Below are 18,889 nucleotides of genomic sequence, written 5' to 3'. Positions count from 1 at the left end.
CCCTCGCCATACCATGGAATACGAGAGATTCCATGCCGCGGACGGGAACTGACTGGCAGGGCTCAGACGTTCCATGCCCCGCGTGCCGCCGCGTCCGCCACGAAGTCGGCGAAGTCGCGCGGCTCGCGGCCGAGGACACGGCGCACGGTGTCGGTGGGGACGGCGTTCTTGTTGTCGCGGATCTGCGCGACGAGATCGGCCACGAAGAGCGCGTAGTCGGCGGGGACCTCGTACTGGACGAGTTCGTCGACGTAGTCCTGGTGGTCGACATGGACATAGCGGACGGTCCGGCCGATGGCGGCGCTGATCGCGTCGGCCGCCTCGCCGAGACCGATCGCGCGCGGACCGCTCAGCTCATAGGTCTCCCCCGCGTGGCCGTCGTCCAGGAGCGCGGCGGCGGCGACCGCGGCGACATCGTCGGCGTCCACGAAGGGCTCCAGACCGTCGCCCGCGGGAAGCCGCAGCTCACCGTCCTTGACGCCGTCCAGCAGGACGCCCTCGTCGAAGTTCTGGTTGAACCAGTTGGGGCGCAGGACGGTCCACTCGGCGCCGGACGCCTTGACCGACTCCTCGCCGGCGATCAGCGACTTGCCGCCCACCGGCTCGGTCACCCGGGCCTGGAGCAGTACCAGCCGGCGGACCTTGGACTCCACGGCGAACTTGGCGAGTTCACGGATATTGGTCTCCGCGTCCCAGGCGCCGGGCTTGTCCTGCATGTCGACCAGATAGGCGGCGTCGGCGCCCTGGAGCGCCGGTTCCCAGGTGTTCCGGTCGTCCCAGTCGAAACGTACCTGGCCGGACCTGCTCGCGGCACGGACGTGCGCGCCGCGCTCCGTGAGCCGGCTCACCAGACGGCGGCCGGTCTTGCCGGTCCCTCCCAGGACGAGAACGGTCTTGTCGGTCATAGCAGCGGAGTCCTTCCCAGCCGTGGATGTACGAGGATCGAGATTCTTGTTGTGGGCATGACAGGGACACGCCCGTCCGGGCCACCCGCCCGCCTGCTCGGCGGGTGGCCTGGACGACGTGTTGTGCCGGAACCGGCCTGCGGCGCGGCTCAGCGGCTCAGCAGCTCACAGGAAGGGCGTGTCGGGGGCGAGGCCCAGAATGGAACGCCCGTGCACTTCCTGGTTGGAGTTGAACGCGAACAGCGCGTGCAGCGCGAGCCCCCGGATGTCCCGGTGGAAGCGCTGGAACGGCACATCGCGCATGATGACCGAGGCGCCGCTGGCCTCGAACAGCTCGTCCACGGCCTCCTTGGCGAGCTGGATCGCGTACGCCGCCTTGCCGCGCACGGCGGCCCGCTCCTCGACCGACGGCTGGGTGCCGGCGTCGGCGTGCCGCTGGATCAGGCTCAGCCAGCCCTCCTGGAGCCCCTCGGCCGCCGCGATCTTGTTGGCGGCCGTGGCGACCTGGATCTGGGTGACCGGCGACTGGCTCTGGTCGGTCCACGAGGTGTACGTGATACCGCGGCCAGGCAGCCGGTCCAGGAACAGGTCGTAGGCACCCTTGGCGATCCCGATGTACGCCGAGGCGCCCTGGGCCATGAAGAAGGGAATGAACGGGTAATTGCGGCCGGTGGCACCGGTGTTGGAACGGTCACCGGTCGCGCCGTTGAGGATGTCGATCAGGAAGGCCACCCGGTGGGCGGGCACGGTCACGTTCTCGGCGGTGACGGTGGAGCTGCCGGTGCCGGCCGCGGACGAGGCGTGCCAGTCGTCGGCGATGCTCAGCTCGGAGAACGGCACCAGCGCCGCGAACGGGGCCGGGGTCCCGTCCGGTCCTGTGAGCAGGGCCGACAGGAGCGCCCAGTTGGCGCCCCGGGAACCGGAGATCCACTTCCAGGAGCCGCTGAGGGTGTAACCGCCCTCGGTGGGGGTGAGGGTGCCCGTGGGGGTGAAGCCGGTGGAGACCCGGGCGGAGCCGCCCGCGTACACCTCCTCCTGCGCCTGGTCGGAGAACTGGCTGGGAACCCATGAACTGGACACCCAGATCATCGCCACCCAGCCGGTCGCCGTGTCGGCGCGGGAGATCTCGGAAAGGATCCTGACCTGGTCGGCGAGCGGCGCCTCAAGTCCGCCGAAGCGGCGCGGCACCGACAGGCGGAACACGCCGGCCTTGTCGAGCAGTTCGATATTGGATTCGGGGATCCAACGGCGCTCCTCGGCCTCGGGACCGCTCTCCCGAAGCGTCGCGGCCAGACCGGTCACCTCGTCGAGAACCGCGGCGACGGCGCTGTCCGTCGTAGTCATTCTGCCTCCTGAGCAGTCTCGTCCCACCCGGGGGAGGTGGGAGGCGGGGTGCAGGGCCGCCGCCGGGCAGCGGCCCTGGACCGTTTATGCGAATGGGTCAATACGCGCCGCGCGGTTCAGACCGCAACGCAACTGGGCGGAAGCAACCGAAAGCAATCGACCTCGATTCCGGCGCGCACCGACATTCTCTCGGAGGGGCGGTCTCCTACCGGTAATCAGTAAGTCTTCGCCAATCCTCGCCCAATCCACTGCCAATCGCGCACCAATTGGCGCCGGTCACGGCGGTCCCGTACCGGAGCCGGACATGAAAAAGCGACGCCCTGGCCGGCGGGGGAATTGCGGCCAGGGCGTCGCGTTCGGGGGGCACCGCGCGGGGCGGCGCCTAGGGGCGTACAGGCGTCGTACAGGCGCCGTTACGAGACGGGGGCGGCCTCCGGGACGGCCTTGTCGGCGGCACCGGAGCGGTTGCGCAGTCCGAAGGCGCTGATCAGAGTGGCCAGCAGGGCCGCGACCAGGGGTACGACCAGGGCGGCCTGGTACCCGTCGAGCTGGGCCGCGGGCGACGATCCGTCCGTGGCGGCGATATTGACCGCGGCCACCGACGAGAGCCCCAGAGCCGCACCGAACTGGAAGGAGGTGTAGAGCAGACCGCCGGCGACGCCCTGCTCCTCCTCGTCGATGCCCTCGGTGCCGACGATGGTGAGCGGACCGTACGCCAGGGAGAAGGCGAGGCCGAGGACGATCAGGCTCGGGAACATCATCGCGTACGTCCAGTCCGGCCCGACCGGCAGGAACAGCGCGTACGACAGCGAGGCCAGGATCAGACCGCCGAAGATCACCCGGCCGTTGCCGAACTTCTCGACCAGCTTGGGCGTCAGGGTCGGGGAGAGGATCGCGTCGATACCGATCACGATCATCGCGAAGCTGGTCTCCAGCGTCGACCAGTTGCGCAGCTCCTGGAGGTACAGGACGACGATGAACTGGAAGCCGAAGAAACCGGCCGCGAACAGGAGCGCGACGATGTTGGAACGGACGAGCTTGGAGTTGGCGAAGATACCCAGCCGCACCAGCGGCGAGGACGACCTGCGCTCGATGGCGACGAAGGCGAGGAACAGCACCAGGCTGGCGGCGACCGTACCGACCGTCCACGAGGCCGCCACATGCGTGGCGCGCTCGACGGAGAACACCAGCAGCAGGATCGCGCCGGTGACGGTGATCGCGCCGCCCAGGTCGACGGGCTGGCCGTCGCGGCTGGGGCGGGCCGACTTGGGGATGAGGGCGAGGGCGGTGACCAGGATCAGGAACGACAGGATCACCGGGGCGAAGAACACCCAACGCCAGTTGACCGCGGCCAGCAGACCGCCGACGACCAGACCGATGGAGAAACCGCCGGCGGCGGTGCCCGAGTAGACGAGCAGGGCCTTGTTGCGCTTGGGGCCCTCCTCGAAGCTGGTGGTGATGATCGACAGACCGGCCGGGGTCATGAAGGCCGCCGCGACACCGGTCACGAACCGGGCGACGATCAGCATCCAGCCCTCGGTGGCGAAACCGCCGAGACCGGAGAAGAGCAGGAACACCACCAGCCAGAAGATGAACATCTGACGGCGTCCGAACAGGTCCGCGGCCCGGCCGCCGAGCAGCATGAAGCCGCCGTAACCGAGCACATAGGCACTCATGACCCACTGGAGCATGCCCGTGGACATGCCCAGATCCTCACGGATCGACGGAAGGGCCACATTGAGCATCGCGACATCGATGCCCTCCAGGAAGATCGCGCCGCACAGCACGAACAGCACGCCCCAAGCGCGCCCGCTCATGCGGTCGGTGCCGCTGCCCGACGGGTTTTGCACTGTGGACACAGGAAGTCTCCTTGAACACGCAGGAATGATGAAAGAAAATCCGCCCGCGCTCTTGTCCGGCGCAGGTGAAGCGCCCGGGGAAGCAATTGCGGTTCCCTGGGCGCACAGTCGGGTTACGCGAGAGCCTGCCGGTTCCCACTTGTAACTCTCGGAATCATCGGGCAAGCTGACTGGCCATGGAAGAAGGCACTTTAAAGTCACCGACGCACTGCACGGGTACCGATGGGGACTACGACATCCTTCAGTGGGACACGCGCGAAGGCTGCGAGGTACGGCAGATCCTCGACCGCGTCGCCGACAAGTGGTCGCTGCTGGTCATAGCGCTGCTGGAACGGCGGACCCTGCGCTTCACGGAACTGCGCCACCGGATCGAGGGCATCAGCCAGCGGATGCTGACGGTGACCCTTCGTCAGCTCGAACGTGACGGGCTCGTCCGCCGGACCGTACACCCGGTCGTGCCTCCGCGGGTGGACTATGAGCTGACGCCTCTCGGGGCGACGCTCCACGACACCATCCAGGCCCTGGTGGCGTGGACGGAGGCGCATCAGCACGAGATCGCGATCGCCCGCATCGAGTACGACCGGCGCCTGGAGTTCGAGTCCCAGGCTTCCTGAGCCACTGTCCGGCCGGTGACCGCACGGGCGGGGACCGGCCGGCAATCGTCCGGTAACTGCCCGCTCATCGCGGGGTGTTCACAAGCCCTCAGGCACACATTGCGACAACAACTGACTTGGTGTCAGAGGCTCTTCGGGGACGGGGACTGCTCCGTCTCCGCGGCCGCCTGGGTCACATGGTCGGTCCGCTCCCCCGCCGAGAACTCCGCCGCGTACGCCTCCTCGCCCAGCACACCCCGCAGGCGCGCCGCGATGCGCTCCACGTCGGCCTGCTCGGCGGGCGGCTGCGGGGCCCCGGCCCGCCTTCTGGTGGCGGCGGCCGTGCCCAGCAGCCGGGCCGCCCTGCCCCAGAGACCGGCCAGTGAGTGAGCGCCGGCGAGCCCTTCCAGCGCCAGAGCGACAGCCCGCGGGTCACCGGTGGCCATCGCGGTGGCCAGACCGTCCTGATGCAGCGTCAGCGCACTGACTGCGTCTCCGCGTTGCTCCGCGATGAAGCCCAGTTCGGCCAGTACGAGAGCCAGGCCCGGGGCGTCGTAGCGGCTGCGGTTCCAGGTGAGCCACGGGCGCAGCCGGGCCTCCGCGACCTCCAGATTGCCCTCGCGCCGGGCGCCGAGCGCCAGGCCGAGGGCCGCGAACTGCTCGGCCGGCCGGTTGCCCTGCTCGATCGCGAGGCGCTGGGCGCGGGTGTGGAAGTCCTCCGCCTCCCGGTAGCGCCGTTCGAGGATGGCGATCCGACCGAGTCCGGAGAGCTGCCGGGACACCTCGGGCCACAGCTCAAGGGCCTCCGCGATCCGCAGGCCCTCGCGGTGCAGCTGCTCGGCCTGTTCGTAACTGCCGTTGATCTCGGCCAGTACGCTCAGCACCTCGGCGGCCTTCAACTGCCCCCACTGCTCGCCGAGTTCGGTGAACTGCGCGCGTGCTTCGAGGGCGTTGTCGCGCAGGGCGTCCAGATCGCCGCGGGCGAGGGCCAGGGCGGCGCGGCTGCTGAGCGCGGCGGCGGTGCCCCAACTGTCCCGCAGCGCACGGAAGTTCTGGAGGGCGCGCTGTACGCCGTCCTCCCCGGCGGACAGGACGCCCACGCTCCAGTGGGCGGCGCCGAGGAACCACTCGGCCCTGACCTGGCCCACTTCGCGCTCCGCCTCGTCGCTCCCGCTCTTGGTGGGGCCGATGTCCGAGGCGCCCTCGCCCAGCAGCATCGAGAAGCCGGCGTGCCAGGAGGCGGCCTCGGCTCGCTCGGTGGGGGTCACCTTGCCCCCGGTCACCTCGCCCTCGACGGCCAGCGCGGTCGCCAGCGCTCTGCGGGCCTCGCCGAGCCTGCCGCGCAGGAACCGGTACCAGCTCAGCGCGTTGGACAGGCGCAGCGCACGGTGGGCGTCGTCGGTGCGCCTGGCCTCCTCAAGGGCGCGCTGGAAGTTGGCCGCCTCCCCGTCCAGGCGGCGCAGCCAGCGGCGCTGGTCGCGGCCGTGGAGATGGGGCTGGGCACGCTCGGCCAGCTCGGTGTAGTAGCGCAGATGGCGGGCGGCCAGTGCACCGGACTCGCCGGACTCGCCGAGCCGTTGCTGCCCGTACGCGGCGACGGATTCGAGGAGCCGGTAGCGCGCGCCCGCCGGGCTGTCGCTCCTGAGCGCCAGCGAGCGGTCCACGAGGACGGCGAGCGCGTCGACGACATCCTCCCCCGGCATGCCCGCGCCCGAGCAGACCTGCTCCGCCGCCTCCAGATCGCAGCCCTCGGCGAACACGGACAGCCTGCGCAGGACCGTCTGCTCACGGGTGTCCAGCAGGCTCCAGCTCCAGTCGATGGTGGCCTGGAGGGTGCGGTGGCGGTGGGGTGCGTCGCGGTATCCGCTGGTCAGTATGCGGAACCGGTCGTCGAGCCGGTCGTACAGCTCGTCCACGCCCAGCGCCCTGACCCGGGTGGCCGCCAGCTCCAGGGCGAGCGGGATGCCGTCCAGGCGGCGGCAAATCTCGGCGATCCTGCGGACGGTGGCGGTGTCGGGTGAGAAGTCCGGGTCGGTGGCGCGGACCCGGTCGACGAACAGCCGTACCGCGCTGGAGGCGAGCACGGTGTCGAGCCGGTCCTCGCCGGGCAGCGGCAGACCGAGCGAGGGCACCGGCCAGACCGTCTCGCCGCTGATCCGCAGCGGCTCCTGGCTGGTGGCGAGGATATGGAGGCCGGGGGCGCTGTCGAGCAACGGCCCTGCGAGGCGCGCCACATCGTCGATCGCGTACTCGCAACTGTCCAGGACGAGCACCAGCCGCTGCGAGGCGAGGACGTCCGCGAGGCGCTGGCCGGCTCCGGCGGCGCGGCTGTCGAAGGCGGACTCCCTGATTCCCAGCACCGCCATGATCCGTTCGGCGAGCGGCTCCGAACCCATGGCGCGCTCCGGGGCGCAGGCGCCCGCCAGCTCCACCAGCCAGGCCCCGTCCGGGAATTCGGCGCTGAGTCCGTTGACGGTGGCGGCGGCCAGCCGGGTCTTGCCGACCCCGCCGGGACCGGTGAGGGTCACCAGGCGCTGCCGCGAGATGAGCGAGCGCACCTCGTCCATCGCCTCGTCCCTGCCCACCAGGGTGCTCACCGACCCGGTCAGATTGGTACGGACGCGGGCCGCGGTCGCGGGGTCGGTACGGGATTCCTGCCGGGCCAGTTGGGGGTCGTGGCGGAGAATCGCCTGCTGGAGCGCGTCGAGCGCGGGCCCCGGCATCAGTCCCAGTTCCTCGTCGAGACGGCGGCGCAGATCCGCGTAGCTGTCGAGCGCTTCGGAGGGGCGTCCGGCCCGGTAGAGCGTACGCATCTGTACGGCACGGAGCCCCTCCCGGAGCGGGAACCGGTCGACCAGGGTGGTGAGTTCACCGACCAGTACGCTGTGTTCGCCCAGCTCAAGACGGGTTTCCGCGTACACCTCCACCGCCGCGAGCCGCTCCTCCTCCAGTGCGGTGGCAGCGGACCGTACGAACGGCTGGTCGGCGAAGTCCGCGAACGCGGGCCCGCGCCACAGCGACAGGGCGTCCGTCAGGACGGCGGCCTTCGCGCGGGGCTCGTCACAGATCCGGGCCTCGGCCACAAGTGCCCGGAAACGGCCGATGTCCAGTGCTTCCGCCGGTATGTCGATGGTGTATCCCGGTGCTTGGTGGGCGATGAGGGAGCGGGCGCCCGCCTCCGCGTTCTCCAGGGCCCGCCGCAACTGCGAAACCTTGGCCTGCAAGGATGAGGTGGGGCGGGCCGTGTAGGCGGAGCCGCCCCAGAGGTCCTCGATCAGCCGGCCGGTGGGCACCACCTCCCCGTGGTGGGCGAGGAGGTCGGCGAGGAGCGTACGGACCTTCACCTCGGGAACCGGCACCAGCCTCCCCTCGGCGCTCCACACCTCCAGTGGGCCCAGCACCCCGAATCGCATGACCTCACAGTAACCCGGGCGCCTCACGGAGTGACGAGAGTTCTCGCGGGCCACAGCCGCCCGCGGCAAGAGCGGGGCGGGCGCCCCGAACCGGACCCGAAGCAAACCCGAAGGACCATCCGCGACTGTGGGACCGGACCGAGGGCCGCAAGAGGGGGAAGTCCGGTGCGGGGAAACGGGATGGCCGAGAATGACCGGCTGCGGCTGGTGATCGTCATCGGCAGTGTCAGGAAGGGCCGGTTCGGACCGGTCGCCGCGGAATGGCTGGCGTCCCGCGCGCGGTTACGGCGTGATGTCGACGTCGATGTCATCGATCTGGCCACGGCCTGGCTGCCCGATGTCATGTCCGCCGATCCTACGGCGGTCAAGCCCCAGGCGGTCAAGGACCTTGCGCCGTGGCTGGCCGCGGCCGACGCGTTTGTGGTGGTGACCCCCGAGTACAACCAGAGTTTCCCGGCCTCCCTCAAGAACGCCATCGACTGGTACGACGAGGAGTGGCACGCCAAGCCGGTCGCCTTCCTCTCCTACGGGGGCGCCTCCAGCGGGCTGACCGCGGTCGGCCAGCTCCGGCAGGTCTTCGCCGAGGTCCATGCCGTCACGGTGCGCGAGACCGTCAGCTTCCACAACTACTGGGAACGGTTCGGTCCCGACGGCCGCCCCGTCGACGAGGAGGAGTGGGACACGGCGGCCGCCCGGATGCTGGACCGGCTCGGCTGGTGGGCCCGCGCGCTGCGGCTGGCCCGCGCTCAAGAACCCTACGGGCAACCTCAATCGCACGCACGGGAGTGAGAACACTATGAACAGTCAGTGGTTCAGGAGGTTCGGAGAAGCGGGGTCCGGCGGAGTACGGCTGATCTGTTTCCCGCACGCGGGCGGCTCCGCCAGTGTGTACGTCCCCCTGTCGCGCCGGCTGTCGTCCCGCCCCGACAGCGGTGTTGACGTACTGGCCGTGCAGTACCCCGGGCGTCAGGACCGCAGGAACGAGACTCCGCCGGCCGGCATTGCCGAGCTGGCCGGGCGGATAGCCGAGGAGCTGGGTACGGCGGACGGCCGTCCGTACGCCTTCTTCGGCCACAGCATGGGCGCGCTGCTCGCCTATGAGACCGCTCGTGCCCTCATGACCAGGGGCGTGCCGGTCCCGGCACGGCTGTTCCTCTCGGCGCGCGGGGCGCCCACCCCGTATCCGAACCGGCACGATGTGCTGGCCGACGACCGGGAGATCCTGGCCGCCGTCCGCTCCCTGGGCGGGACCGGTGCCACTGTGCTCGCCGACCCCGAGCTGGTGGAGATGGCGCTGCCCGCGCTGCGCGCCGACTACCGGGCGCTCGCCTCGTACCGCTGGAGCGGCGGCGCACCGCTGGACATTCCGATGACGGTGCTGGCCGGGCGTGACGACCCGGTCGTGGCGGTCGAAGAGGCGGCGCGCTGGCGGGAGTTCACCCGGGCGGGATACGAGCTGGAGGTCTTCCCCGGCGGTCACTTCTATCTGGATCAGCATCTCGACGCCGTCGCCGGACTGGTGCTGAGCGGTGTCGGTGTCCAGGTCCGGGACGCAGCCGTACAAGGGGGCAGGTAGACCGAGCCCCAGTCACCGACTGTGACTGTCAGTTGGTCAAAAGATGGGGGAGAAAGCGTGGAATTCAGGATTCTGGGTCCGCTGGAAGTCCAGTCCCGGGACCGTACGCTGGTCCTGGGCGGCTTCAAACAGCGCGCGGTGCTCGGAAAGTTACTGTTACGGGCCAATCAAGTGGTCGCCACCAGCGAGCTGCTGGACGCCCTCTGGTCCCAGGAGAGCCGTCCTGTGACGGCCAGGAAGATCATACAGAACGCGGTGTCCGGGCTGCGGGCCGCGCTGTCGCGGCCGCACTCGCTGCTGGAGGTGCCGGGGGCCTCGGCCCCGGAACTGCTCACCCGGTCCCCCGGCTACATGCTGCATGTGGCCCCCGACACCCTCGATGTCTCCCGCTTCGACCGGCGGGTGGCCGAGGGCCGCAAACTCCTCGACGCGGGCGAACCGGCCCTGGCGGCCGAGCTGTTGCGCGAGGCGCTGGACGAGTGGCGCGGCCCTGTCCTGTCGGACCTGGTGGAACAGGGCCTGGACTGGCCGGAGGTGGCGCGGCTGCGGCAGCTCCGGCTCGACGCGATGGAGTACCGCTTCGAGGCGGAGCTGGCCTGCGGGCGGCACCACGCCGTCCTCGGCGAACTGGTGTCGCTGGTGGAGTCGGAGCCGCTGCGCGAGCGGCTGTGCGGGCAGTTGATGCTCGCGCTGTACCGCTGTGGCCGGCAGGCCGAGGCGCTGAGCGTGTTCAGCCGGGTACGGCTCGAACTGGTCGAGGAGTACGGTCTCGAACCCTCCCGGGACCTCCAGACCCTCCAGCAGCACATCCTCCACCACCACCCCTCGCTCGCGGCGCCCGCCGGGGCGCCGGCCGATGTGGCGCAGGTGGCGCAGGTGACGGATGTGCCGCGGCCCGTGCCGGCCGGGCTGCCGCCGGCGCCGTCCAGGGCGGCACTCCAGCCGGCCGCGGCGCCCGTCGCGGTGATCGGTCCGCCGGACCCCGGTGTGCTGGTGGAGGAGGAGCCCCGGGAGGAGCGGGTGCCCGGCGACGGTGCGCCGACGAGCAGACGCCAGGAGGTGTCCGTACTCCTGATCCAGACGGGCACCCCGGCGGACGACCCGCTGGACGCGGAGCAGCTCAATGCCGCGCTGCACCGGGCGGTGACCGTGGTCGCGGAGTGCATCGAGGAGCACGGCGGCACCGTCGTGGGCTCGGTCGGTCATCTGTCGGCGGCGCTGTTCGGGCTGCGGGACGATCCGTCGTCGGCGTCCCTGGACGCGGTACGGGCGGCGCTCGCCGTACGCGACCGGTTCGGGGACGTACCGGATCTGGCGGTCCGTTCTGTGGTCACCACGGGCGGGGTGCTGGTACGGCACGTACCCGGCGCGCCCGGCGGCGGGGTCTCCGTGGTGGGGGCGCTGCTGGACACGACACAGCATCTGCTCTCGGACGTACCGCCGGGGAAGGTGTACGTCAGCCGGAAGGCGGCGGTCGGCACGGACAGCCATGTGCGCTATCTGCGGGTGCCGGGGAAGGCGGGCGCGGTCTCCGATGTACGGGAGGCCTGCGCAGTCCATCCGCAGGGGCTTCCGGCGGGCGCCCTCGGCGGAGTCCCCGGCGGGGTGCCGAGCGGCCTGCCGGGTGGAGTCGCGGGCGGGATTCCGGGGGGTCTTCCCGGGGGTTTGCCGTTCCCCCGGGAACATGAACTGGACATCCTGAACAGCCTGCTGGCGCACTCCCGCCATCACCGGGTGCCGTATCTGCTGACGGTCCTCGGCGAGCCCGGGTCGGGCAAGTCCCGGCTGCTGGCCGAGTTCGAGAACCGGGTCACCCGGAGTCCCGGCGGGGTGCTGGTGCTGCGGCCCTCGGCGCCCGCGAGCGGCGCGGCGAGTCTGCACAGTCTGGCCGGTGCCCTGCTCGACGCCTGGCGGGAGTTCTCGTCGATCCCCCCGGACACCTCGCAGGGCGAACTGCTCATGCGTCTGGTGCGCGGGACGGTCGGCAGCGGCCCGATGGCGGACCGGCTGCTCCGGGATCTGCTCGTACCGAACCGTCCGCTGCCCTCCATGCACCCCCGCCATGTGATGAACAGCTGGGCGGAGCTGCTGTCCTTGCGGGCGCGGCAGCAGCCGCTGGTCCTGTGTCTCGACAATCTCCATCTCGCCTCGGACGCGGTGCTGGACTGGGTGGAGGAGCTGGCCACGACGGCCGACAACGCCGCCCTGCTGATCGTGGCGTGCGCACGGCCCGAGCTGCTCGGCAAACGCCCGCTGTGGGGGGTGGGGCAGCGCAGCACCAGTACGCTCAGCCTCACCCGGCTCTCGGAGCCGCCCGGGCTGCCGCTCCAGGCGGTCTCCGGCGGCGACGCCTAGCGGTAACCGGCGGAATCGGCGGCATTAGCCGTACGAGCGCCGGGCGTTACCGGCGGGCCCGCGGCAACCGCGCGGTCACGGGCGTTCCATGACCGCCGTGCAGATCGGCAAGTGGTTCCGTGATGTACGGGACTTGGTTAGCTGCTCGTATGGACAACAGCCATACGCAGCGCGAGCACCCTGGCCCCGAGTCCTCGACCCGGGTGACCCTGGGACCCTTCGAGCACGAGGCGACACTCGCCGCCTTCGTCGGCAGGGAGTTCACCGTGGCCCTCACGGAAGGACTCCGCCGGGCGAGGGTCACGTCCCGGACAACGGCGTCCGGTGACGGTGCTCCTCCTGTCCGCCGTCCCGCCCCGGCCCATGAGCGCGCGCCGGGCGTGTCCCTGCTGGCGGAGCACTCCGGAGCGATCCTCCGCCATTTCGAGAAGACCCTGCTGACCGTTCCCGCGCTGAGCGTCCTGGTGCACCACAGGACGCGGTTCTCCGTGGCGCGGTGGGCGCGGCAGGTGCTGGCCGCCGCGTGCCGGACCGAGCGCCCGGCGGGCCGGGACGTACCGCCGTTCCCCCGGGGCGCGGCCCATCAGCACGCCGTCGCGATATCCCTGCTGATCGAGTCGGCGACGCTCACGCTGCCGCCGGACGCACCGGAGTGCCTGGAGGTCATCCGGGCACTGGCCCGCGCCGGCGGTCTCACCGGCGCGGGGGGTGCCAGGGCGCCCCGGGCAGCGCGTTCCGTGCCCGCTATGCCACCACTGCTGCCCGGCCCGGCATGAGCAGGCATTCGAGAAGCTGGTCGAGCGCGTCGTCGGCGACCGGGCCGAGGCTGATCGTCATCGCCTGCGGGCGGCCGGCGGCCCAGCCCGGGCGGCGCGCGAGGAGCCGCGCGTCCGCGCCGACGACATTCAGCAGCGGCAGATCGGCGCGCGGGTCGGCCAGCTTCTCGACCAGTTCGAGCAGCGGCTCGTCGGCGCGGTCGAGATCGTCCCAGATCACCACGAGGGGGTGCTTCGCGGCGGCCAGGGCGAGGAAGTCCCGCCAGGCGCCCAGGACTTCACGCATTACGGGGCCACGCGCGTGGATGAGCGGGCCCAGCGCGGCCAGCAGGTCGGCCCGGGTCTCCCGGTCGTCGGTGAGGCCCGCGAGGGCCATGTCGAGCTTGGCCGAGGCGGATTCGGGGGTGTCCTCGGGGCCCGTCCCGGCGTACGAGGCGAGCATCTGAGCCGGCGCGCACATACCGCCACGCGAGGGGGCGACCGCGCCGGTCAGTACCCGTACGGGCTCGGCGGTGCCGGACTCCACCAGCCGCTGGAACTCCAGCAGCAGCCGGGTCTTGCGGCCGGGCGGGCCGAGGACGGTCACCAGGTGCGGGGTGGAGCGGTGCCGGGTCCTGAGCAGGATGGCCCGCATCAGGTCGAGTTCGCACTCGCGGTCGCCCGCCGAGGCGCCGCACTGGTTGGTGAAGCCGTCCCCCACGGCCAGCAGCTCCCAGGGGGCCATGTTGGTGCCGCCCCCGCGATAGGTGATGTGGCCCTCGGTCAGCCGGCGGGTGGCCTCGCAGACATGGACCTCGCCCGCGGGGACCGAGCCCAGCGCCGCCCGGCAGTCGTCGACGAGATGGCCGCCGATCCACGGCGGGGTCACACCGGGGCCGGGCCAGCGGCAGACGACGACCTGTCCGGTGTACACCGCGCCGTGCGCGGCGAGCGCCTGCCCCGTGGAGCTGGAGTGCAGGGTGGCGGCGGCGATGACCAGACAGTCGCGTACGGCGGCGGCGGCCCGTACCGCGCGTACCGCGCCCGCGTTTTCCGAGGCGTCGTCGTCCTCGAAGAGCCCCAGCAGGACGGAGCCCAGCGCCGACGCGACGATGCCGCCCTCCGCCTCGATCTTCTCGCGGGCGAGCTGGGTCACCGCGTCGAGGACCCGGTCGACGTCCTCCGGCGGCAGCGTGCCGAACTCGGGTCCGAGCCCGAAGCGCAGCAGCAGCACGCTGGCCTGGCGGTACTCGCTCGGTACGGCGATGCTCGCCGCCGGAGCACCGGCCGCGCGCAGTGACTCGGGGCCGGGGACCGGACGCGGCGAGGGCAGGGTGAACTCCGGGACCTGCGCGGTCCGTACGGGCTGCGGCGTCGGCCCGGGCTGCACGGGCGGGGCGGGCTGCACGGGCTGCGCCGTCTGTACGGGCTGCACGGGCTGGGCGGTGCGCCGCAGGTCCAGCGCCGGGTCCTGGGTGAGGACGGCCCGCTGGAGCTGTTGGAGTTCGGGGCTCGGCTCCAGGCCGAGACCATCGACGAGGGCCTCCCGTACCCTCCCGTACACCGCGAGGGCGTCGGCCTGCCGGCCGCAGCGGTAGAGCGCGAGCATGAGCTGGCGCGAGGCGCGCTCGCGCAGCGGCTCGGCCTCGACCAGTGCCTTGAGTTCATGGAGCACGCTCTGGTGCCCGCCGCAGGCCAGCTCCGCCTCGAAGCAGTCCTCCATGACATCGAGGCGCTTCTTCTGGATCGAGGCGACCTCGGCCCAGTAGGTGCCCTCCTCGGCGAGATCGGCGAGCACCGAGCCGCGCCAGAGCGCGAGCGCCTCGGTCAGCAGGTCGCGCGCGGCGACCGGGCGCCCGGCGGCCAGCGCCGCCCGGCCCGCGGCGACCCGCTGCTGGAAGACCAGGAGATCGACCTGCTCGGGCCGTACCCGCAGCATGTACCCGGGATTGCGGGTCAGCAGTTCGGGGGCCGACTCCCCGGAGGACGGCCGGGCGAGGACTCCGCGCAGCCGCCAGATCGCGTTCTGAAGGATCTTGCGCGCGGTCATGGGCGCGTCATCGGCCGGCCAGAGGGCTCCGAGTAACTGGCTGGTCGAGACCACCTGGTTGGCATGGAGCAACAGGTAGGCGAGAGCAGATCGTTGCCTTACACCACCAAGTTCCACCAAGCCGTCGTCATTATCGACTTCCAACGCACCCAGGACACGAAAACGCATGAACTCCCCCGTTCAAATGGCCACCGGCCAAGGTAATTACCAGATAATGCTTTCGTCAAAGGCCTACCGAGGCGTGGGCGTTCAGGGGCGTGACCGATGGCTCAGTGGGGGATGAGCCGGCGGGCTCAGGCCGCGGTCAGCGCTTCCCCCGCCCCGGCCCTGAGCAGCTCGCACACATCGCGCAGCCCCGCGTCGAGCTGGGCGATCTCGGCGTCGGTCAGCTCGATGGAGGGCTCGAAGCGCAGGGTGTTGACCGCGCTCGCGGTGGGGAACGTACGGACCCGGTGGCGGCGGAGCAGATGCCCGGCGAGGACGTAGCCGAAGAACCCGCCGCCCGCGATCTCCCGGATCACCGGGGACGAGGACTCCGACTGGTCCAGGAATTCGAGGCCCAGCATCAGGCCCCGGCCCCGGACGTCGCCGACGACGTCGGGGAAGTCCGCCCGTACGCCCTCCAGCGCCGCGCGCAGGGCCGTGCCGCGCTCCTCGGCGGCCCGGTAGGCGCGTCCGCCGTCGGCCTCCAGCAGTTCGAGGACCTTGAGGGCGATATGGCAGGAGAAGCTGTCCTTGGCGAAGGTCGAGCTGTGGACGATCTCGAATTCCTTGCGGTAATACTTCTCGCGCACCAGCATCACGGAGGTCTTGGCGATTCCGCCGCCCAGTGTTTTGGCGAGGGTGAAATAGTCGCCGCGCAGTCCGAGCGGGGCACTGGCGAGCAGCGTTCCGGTCCTGCCCATTCCGCTCTGGATCTCGTCGACGACGACGGGGCAGTCGATCGACTCGCAGAACTGCTGGATTTCCCCGGCGAATTCACGGGAAAGCACCCGGATTCCGCCCTCGCCCTGAATGGGTTCCACCAGGAAGGCGCAGAAGACGGGGAACTCCCGCTCGGTGAGGGTGAGCTGGCCGTCCACGACCTGTGTGCCGAGGAGAACGCCCCGCTCCTCGGCGTGCACCTGCTTCAGGACGTCCGGCCGGTCCTGCGGTACGAACCGGGCCTGCGCGGCAAGCGACTTGAAGGGCGTGCGGTATCCCTCGTTGTGCGTGAGCTGCACACTCGCCGCGAGCTTGCCGTGGAATCCGCCCTCCAGCGCCAGGAACAGCGGCGGCCGCGCGGTCTGTTCGGCGTTGCGCCGGGCGAGTTCCGCCGCCAGCAGACCGAAGGCCTCGCCGGGGTCCCGCGGCGGGGTGAGGCCGAGACGTTCGAGGGTGTGCTCGGCGACGGCGGCGGTGCCGTTCTCGACCGCGGTGCGCGCCGCCTCGTTCTGTACGGAGATCTCCTCCAGGATGGCGGCGATACGCATCCCCCGGTCCAGCTCGGCGTGTTTGACCGCGGCCTCGACCGCTTCCGCGCCGCTGTTCGCGAATACGGCGAAATACGCTTCGTCGGTGCCGAGTTCCCGGTGGATGATCCGGTTCAGCTCGGCGGCGAGGGCGTTGGCGTAGGGGTGGCTGGAGAACTGCGCGTGTACGGGGGTGTCACCGTCGAGCAGTTCCCGCGCCCTTTCGACGATCTCGGGCCGGTTGTGCCCGAGCAGGACGGAGCCGTAGCCGCCCGCGAAGTCGACGACCGGTATCTCGCCACCGTCGCCGTCCCGTTGGTAGAGCGTATTGCCCTTCGCTCGGACGTATTCAACGGCCAGGCCCGCACCGGCGAGTACTTCACGGAGAAAAGGTTCGGCCAGTTCTCTGGACTGGCTTGCGGTGTTGGTGTGATCCATGCCCCACAGGGTGCTCGGGTCCGGTCAACCAGCGGTCACCAGAGGGTCATCCGCGATGTGTACGGGCAGGTGGCACGGCGGTTACCCGAGGGTGGGAGATGTCGGCGCGGACGCGGGTACGTTGAAGGCCACCGGCCGGCGGGACCCAGGGATACCCACGCGATTCGCACGCGATACCCACGGATGGCACGTGATGTGCCCTGCTCAAAATACCTCGGAGAGGGTGGCATGAATTCCGCGTCCACTGAACTCGATCCCGCGGCCCTGCGTTCCGGGCCGCAGCCGGTGAAACCCGTCCGGCTCAGGGAAGTGATGTCCCGCTTCGCGACCGGTGTCACGGTGATCACCGTGGGGGGCGAGCATGTGCACGCCATGACGGCGAACGCGTTCAGCTCGGTCTCCCTCGATCCGCCCTCGGTGCTGTGCAGTGTGAGCCACGGCGCCGTCATGCACGGTGCGCTGACCTCGGCGGGGCGGTTCGCCGTCAACATACTCGGCGTACGGCAGGAGCCCCTGGCGCGCCATTTCGCGGACAAGCACCGCACGCTGGGAGCGGCCCAGTTCGAAGGGGTGACGTGGGAGGCCGGAGAACACACCGGGGCGCCCCTGCTGGCCGGCTCGGTGGCCTGGCTGGAGTGCGAGCTGACCGACTCGCATGTCTTCGGCGACCACACGATCTTCATCGGGACGGTCCTGGCGGCCGGTCAGGGCAGCGACGAGGACGGACTGCTCTTCGTCAACGGCCGCTTCGGCAAGGCGGATCCGGCCGCCGGGCAGTCCTCCGGGCAGTAGGCGCGCGAAGTACCGCCGGACATACAGGAAGGCCCGGGGCCGTGACAGCGACCCGGGCCTTCTGAGTTGACGCTTGTGGTTCGACGCTTCCGGTCTGACGCTTCCGGGGTGGCGAGCGAGCGCCGGAGCGGCGGTCAGAGGAAGTACGTACCGGGCTCCAGGCCCAGCAGGACCCTGCCCTGCACCTCCAGGTTGGCATTGAGCTGCACCAGGGCGTGCAGCGAGAAGCCCTGGATGTCACGGTGGAAGCGCTGGAGGTCCACATCGCGGCGGATGACAGAGCCGCCGCTGGCCGCGAAGAGCAGCTCCACGGCCTCCTTCGACAGCTGCGACGCGTAAGCGGTCCTGCCGCGGATGACGGCCTTCTCCTCGTCGGACGGCTGGACACCGGCGTCGGCCGCGTTCTGCAGCACCCGGTGCCAGGAGCGGGAGAGCGCCTCGGCCGCGTCGATCTTGTTCGAGGCGATGGCCACCTGCTGCTGGGTGAGCGGGTGCTCGCTCTGCTCGGTCCACTGGGTGTACGTGATGCCGCGTCCGGGGAGCCGCTCCAGGAACAGCTCGAACGAGCCGCGCGCCATCCCCAGGAAGGTCGCCGAGACACTGGACATGATGTAGCCGAGCAGACCGTAATTACGGCCGGTGGCACCGGTGTTGGAGCGGTTGCCGGTGGAGGAGACCATGGCCTCCTCCAGCGGTACGACCCGGTGCGCGGGCACGAAGACGTCCGTGGCGGTGGTCGTCGAGCTGCCGGTGGCGGCGCCGGCCGAGACATGCCAGTCGTCGGCGAACTCCAGCTCGGAGGTCGGCACCAGCGCGACCAGTTCCTCGGCCGTCCCGTCGGGCCCCTCGACGACCGCGGCGAGCAGGTCCCAGCCCGCGCCCCGGCAGCCGGAGTTGAAGCGCCAGGTGCCGTCGAGGCGGTAGCCGCCCTCGGCCGGCTTGAGGGTGCCGGTGGGGGCGAAGACGATGGAGACCCGGCTGCTGCCGCCCTCGAAGACCTCCTTCTGCGCCTGGTCCGGGTAGAGGCTCGCGCACCAGGCGCTGGTGAGCCACACCATCGTCAGCCAGCCGGTGGAGGGGCAGCCCCGGGACACCTCGGCGATGACCGCGGCCTGCTGCGCCACATCGAAGTCGAGACCGCCGTGCTCGCGCGGCACGGCCGTACGGAACACCCCGGCCTTCTCCAGCAGTTCGATGTTCTCGTCCGGTATCCAGCGCTGCTCCTCCGCGGCGGCCCCATTGCGCCGAAGGGCGGGCACGGCGTCGCGTACCGCGTCCAGTACGGAGGTCAGTTCTTCCTGCGTGGCCACTATCTCTCCTCGAAGTGCCGTGGACTGCACGAAATAAACGAAATGCAC

Annotated in this window: 13 protein-coding genes; 6 read left to right on the top strand and 7 right to left on the bottom strand. The window is 70.7% G+C overall.

The window, feature by feature from the left end; translation table 11 throughout:
• Positions 1–62 precede the first annotated feature (62 nt).
• The 3 genes from ACFU9P_RS20730 to ACFU9P_RS20720 form a co-directional block, all read right to left on the bottom strand.
• Positions 63–905 (bottom strand): NAD(P)H-binding protein, encoded by an 843-nt coding sequence (locus ACFU9P_RS20730; RefSeq protein WP_384082897.1) that lies wholly within the window; start codon positions 903–905, stop codon positions 63–65.
• 165 nt (positions 906–1,070) lie between these two features.
• Complete coding sequence (locus ACFU9P_RS20725) at positions 1,071–2,249, bottom strand: acyl-CoA dehydrogenase family protein (protein WP_376372876.1); 1,179 nt, start codon at positions 2,247–2,249, stop codon at positions 1,071–1,073.
• A gap of 413 nt (positions 2,250–2,662) precedes the next feature.
• Positions 2,663–4,066, bottom strand: a complete 1,404-nt coding sequence (locus ACFU9P_RS20720) for an MFS transporter (protein ID WP_376373320.1) — start codon at positions 4,064–4,066, stop codon at positions 2,663–2,665.
• Between the two features lie 218 nt (positions 4,067–4,284).
• On the opposite strand from ACFU9P_RS20720, the gene ACFU9P_RS20715 reads away from it, so the two are divergent.
• The gene (locus ACFU9P_RS20715) at positions 4,285–4,722 is read left to right on the top strand and encodes a winged helix-turn-helix transcriptional regulator (RefSeq protein ID WP_376372873.1); all 438 of its coding nucleotides are present in this window, start codon (positions 4,285–4,287) and stop codon (positions 4,720–4,722) included.
• 122 nt (positions 4,723–4,844) lie between these two features.
• Here ACFU9P_RS20715 and ACFU9P_RS20710 read toward each other — a convergent pair whose 3' ends face one another.
• Entirely contained in the window at positions 4,845–8,114 is a 3,270-nt protein-coding gene (locus ACFU9P_RS20710; protein WP_384082892.1) for a BTAD domain-containing putative transcriptional regulator, read from the bottom strand.
• Between the two features lie 180 nt (positions 8,115–8,294).
• On the opposite strand from ACFU9P_RS20710, the gene ACFU9P_RS20705 reads away from it, so the two are divergent.
• The 4 genes from ACFU9P_RS20705 to ACFU9P_RS20690 all read left to right on the top strand — a co-directional run bounded on the left by ACFU9P_RS20705 (position 8,295) and on the right by ACFU9P_RS20690 (position 12,821).
• Entirely contained in the window at positions 8,295–8,903 is a 609-nt protein-coding gene (locus tag ACFU9P_RS20705; protein ID WP_376372868.1) for an NADPH-dependent FMN reductase, read from the top strand.
• A gap of 7 nt (positions 8,904–8,910) precedes the next feature.
• Positions 8,911–9,690, top strand: coding sequence for a thioesterase II family protein (locus tag ACFU9P_RS20700; RefSeq protein ID WP_384082889.1), 780 nt, complete (start codon positions 8,911–8,913; stop codon positions 9,688–9,690).
• Positions 9,691–9,747: 57 nt separating this feature from the next.
• Positions 9,748–12,045 carry a BTAD domain-containing putative transcriptional regulator gene (locus ACFU9P_RS20695; protein WP_384082886.1) on the top strand — a complete coding sequence of 766 codons (2,298 nt, stop codon included), beginning with the start codon at positions 9,748–9,750 and terminating at the stop codon, positions 12,043–12,045.
• 149 nt (positions 12,046–12,194) lie between these two features.
• Positions 12,195–12,821 (top strand): hypothetical protein, encoded by a 627-nt coding sequence (locus tag ACFU9P_RS20690; protein ID WP_376372860.1) that lies wholly within the window; start codon positions 12,195–12,197, stop codon positions 12,819–12,821.
• On the opposite strand, the gene ACFU9P_RS20685 is transcribed toward ACFU9P_RS20690, so the two are convergent.
• Together ACFU9P_RS20685 and ACFU9P_RS20680 are read right to left on the bottom strand one after the other, a co-directional pair.
• A complete protein-coding gene (locus ACFU9P_RS20685; protein ID WP_384082882.1) occupies positions 12,790–15,018 on the bottom strand; it encodes a BTAD domain-containing putative transcriptional regulator in 2,229 nt (742 codons plus the stop codon). The two genes, ACFU9P_RS20690 and ACFU9P_RS20685, sit on opposite strands and share 32 nt — an antisense overlap.
• A 125-nt stretch (positions 15,019–15,143) precedes the next feature.
• Positions 15,144–16,739 (bottom strand): aspartate aminotransferase family protein, encoded by a 1,596-nt coding sequence (locus tag ACFU9P_RS20680; protein WP_384082879.1) that lies wholly within the window; start codon positions 16,737–16,739, stop codon positions 15,144–15,146.
• A 228-nt stretch (positions 16,740–16,967) separates the two neighbouring features.
• On the opposite strand from ACFU9P_RS20680, the gene ACFU9P_RS20675 reads away from it, so the two are divergent.
• Positions 16,968–17,531, top strand: coding sequence for a flavin reductase family protein (locus ACFU9P_RS20675; protein ID WP_376372851.1), 564 nt, complete (start codon positions 16,968–16,970; stop codon positions 17,529–17,531).
• 134 nt (positions 17,532–17,665) lie between these two features.
• On the opposite strand, the gene ACFU9P_RS20670 is transcribed toward ACFU9P_RS20675, so the two are convergent.
• The gene (locus ACFU9P_RS20670) at positions 17,666–18,841 is read right to left on the bottom strand and encodes an acyl-CoA dehydrogenase family protein (protein ID WP_384082876.1); all 1,176 of its coding nucleotides are present in this window, start codon (positions 18,839–18,841) and stop codon (positions 17,666–17,668) included.
• Positions 18,842–18,889: the final 48 nt, after the last annotated feature.

It is taken from the genome of Streptomyces sp. NPDC057617 (assembly GCF_042800555.1).
Taxonomy (GTDB): domain Bacteria; phylum Actinomycetota; class Actinomycetes; order Streptomycetales; family Streptomycetaceae; genus Streptomyces.
The sequence above is the reverse complement of the archived record's forward strand: the minus strand, read 5'-3'. Positions and strand labels throughout refer to the sequence as shown.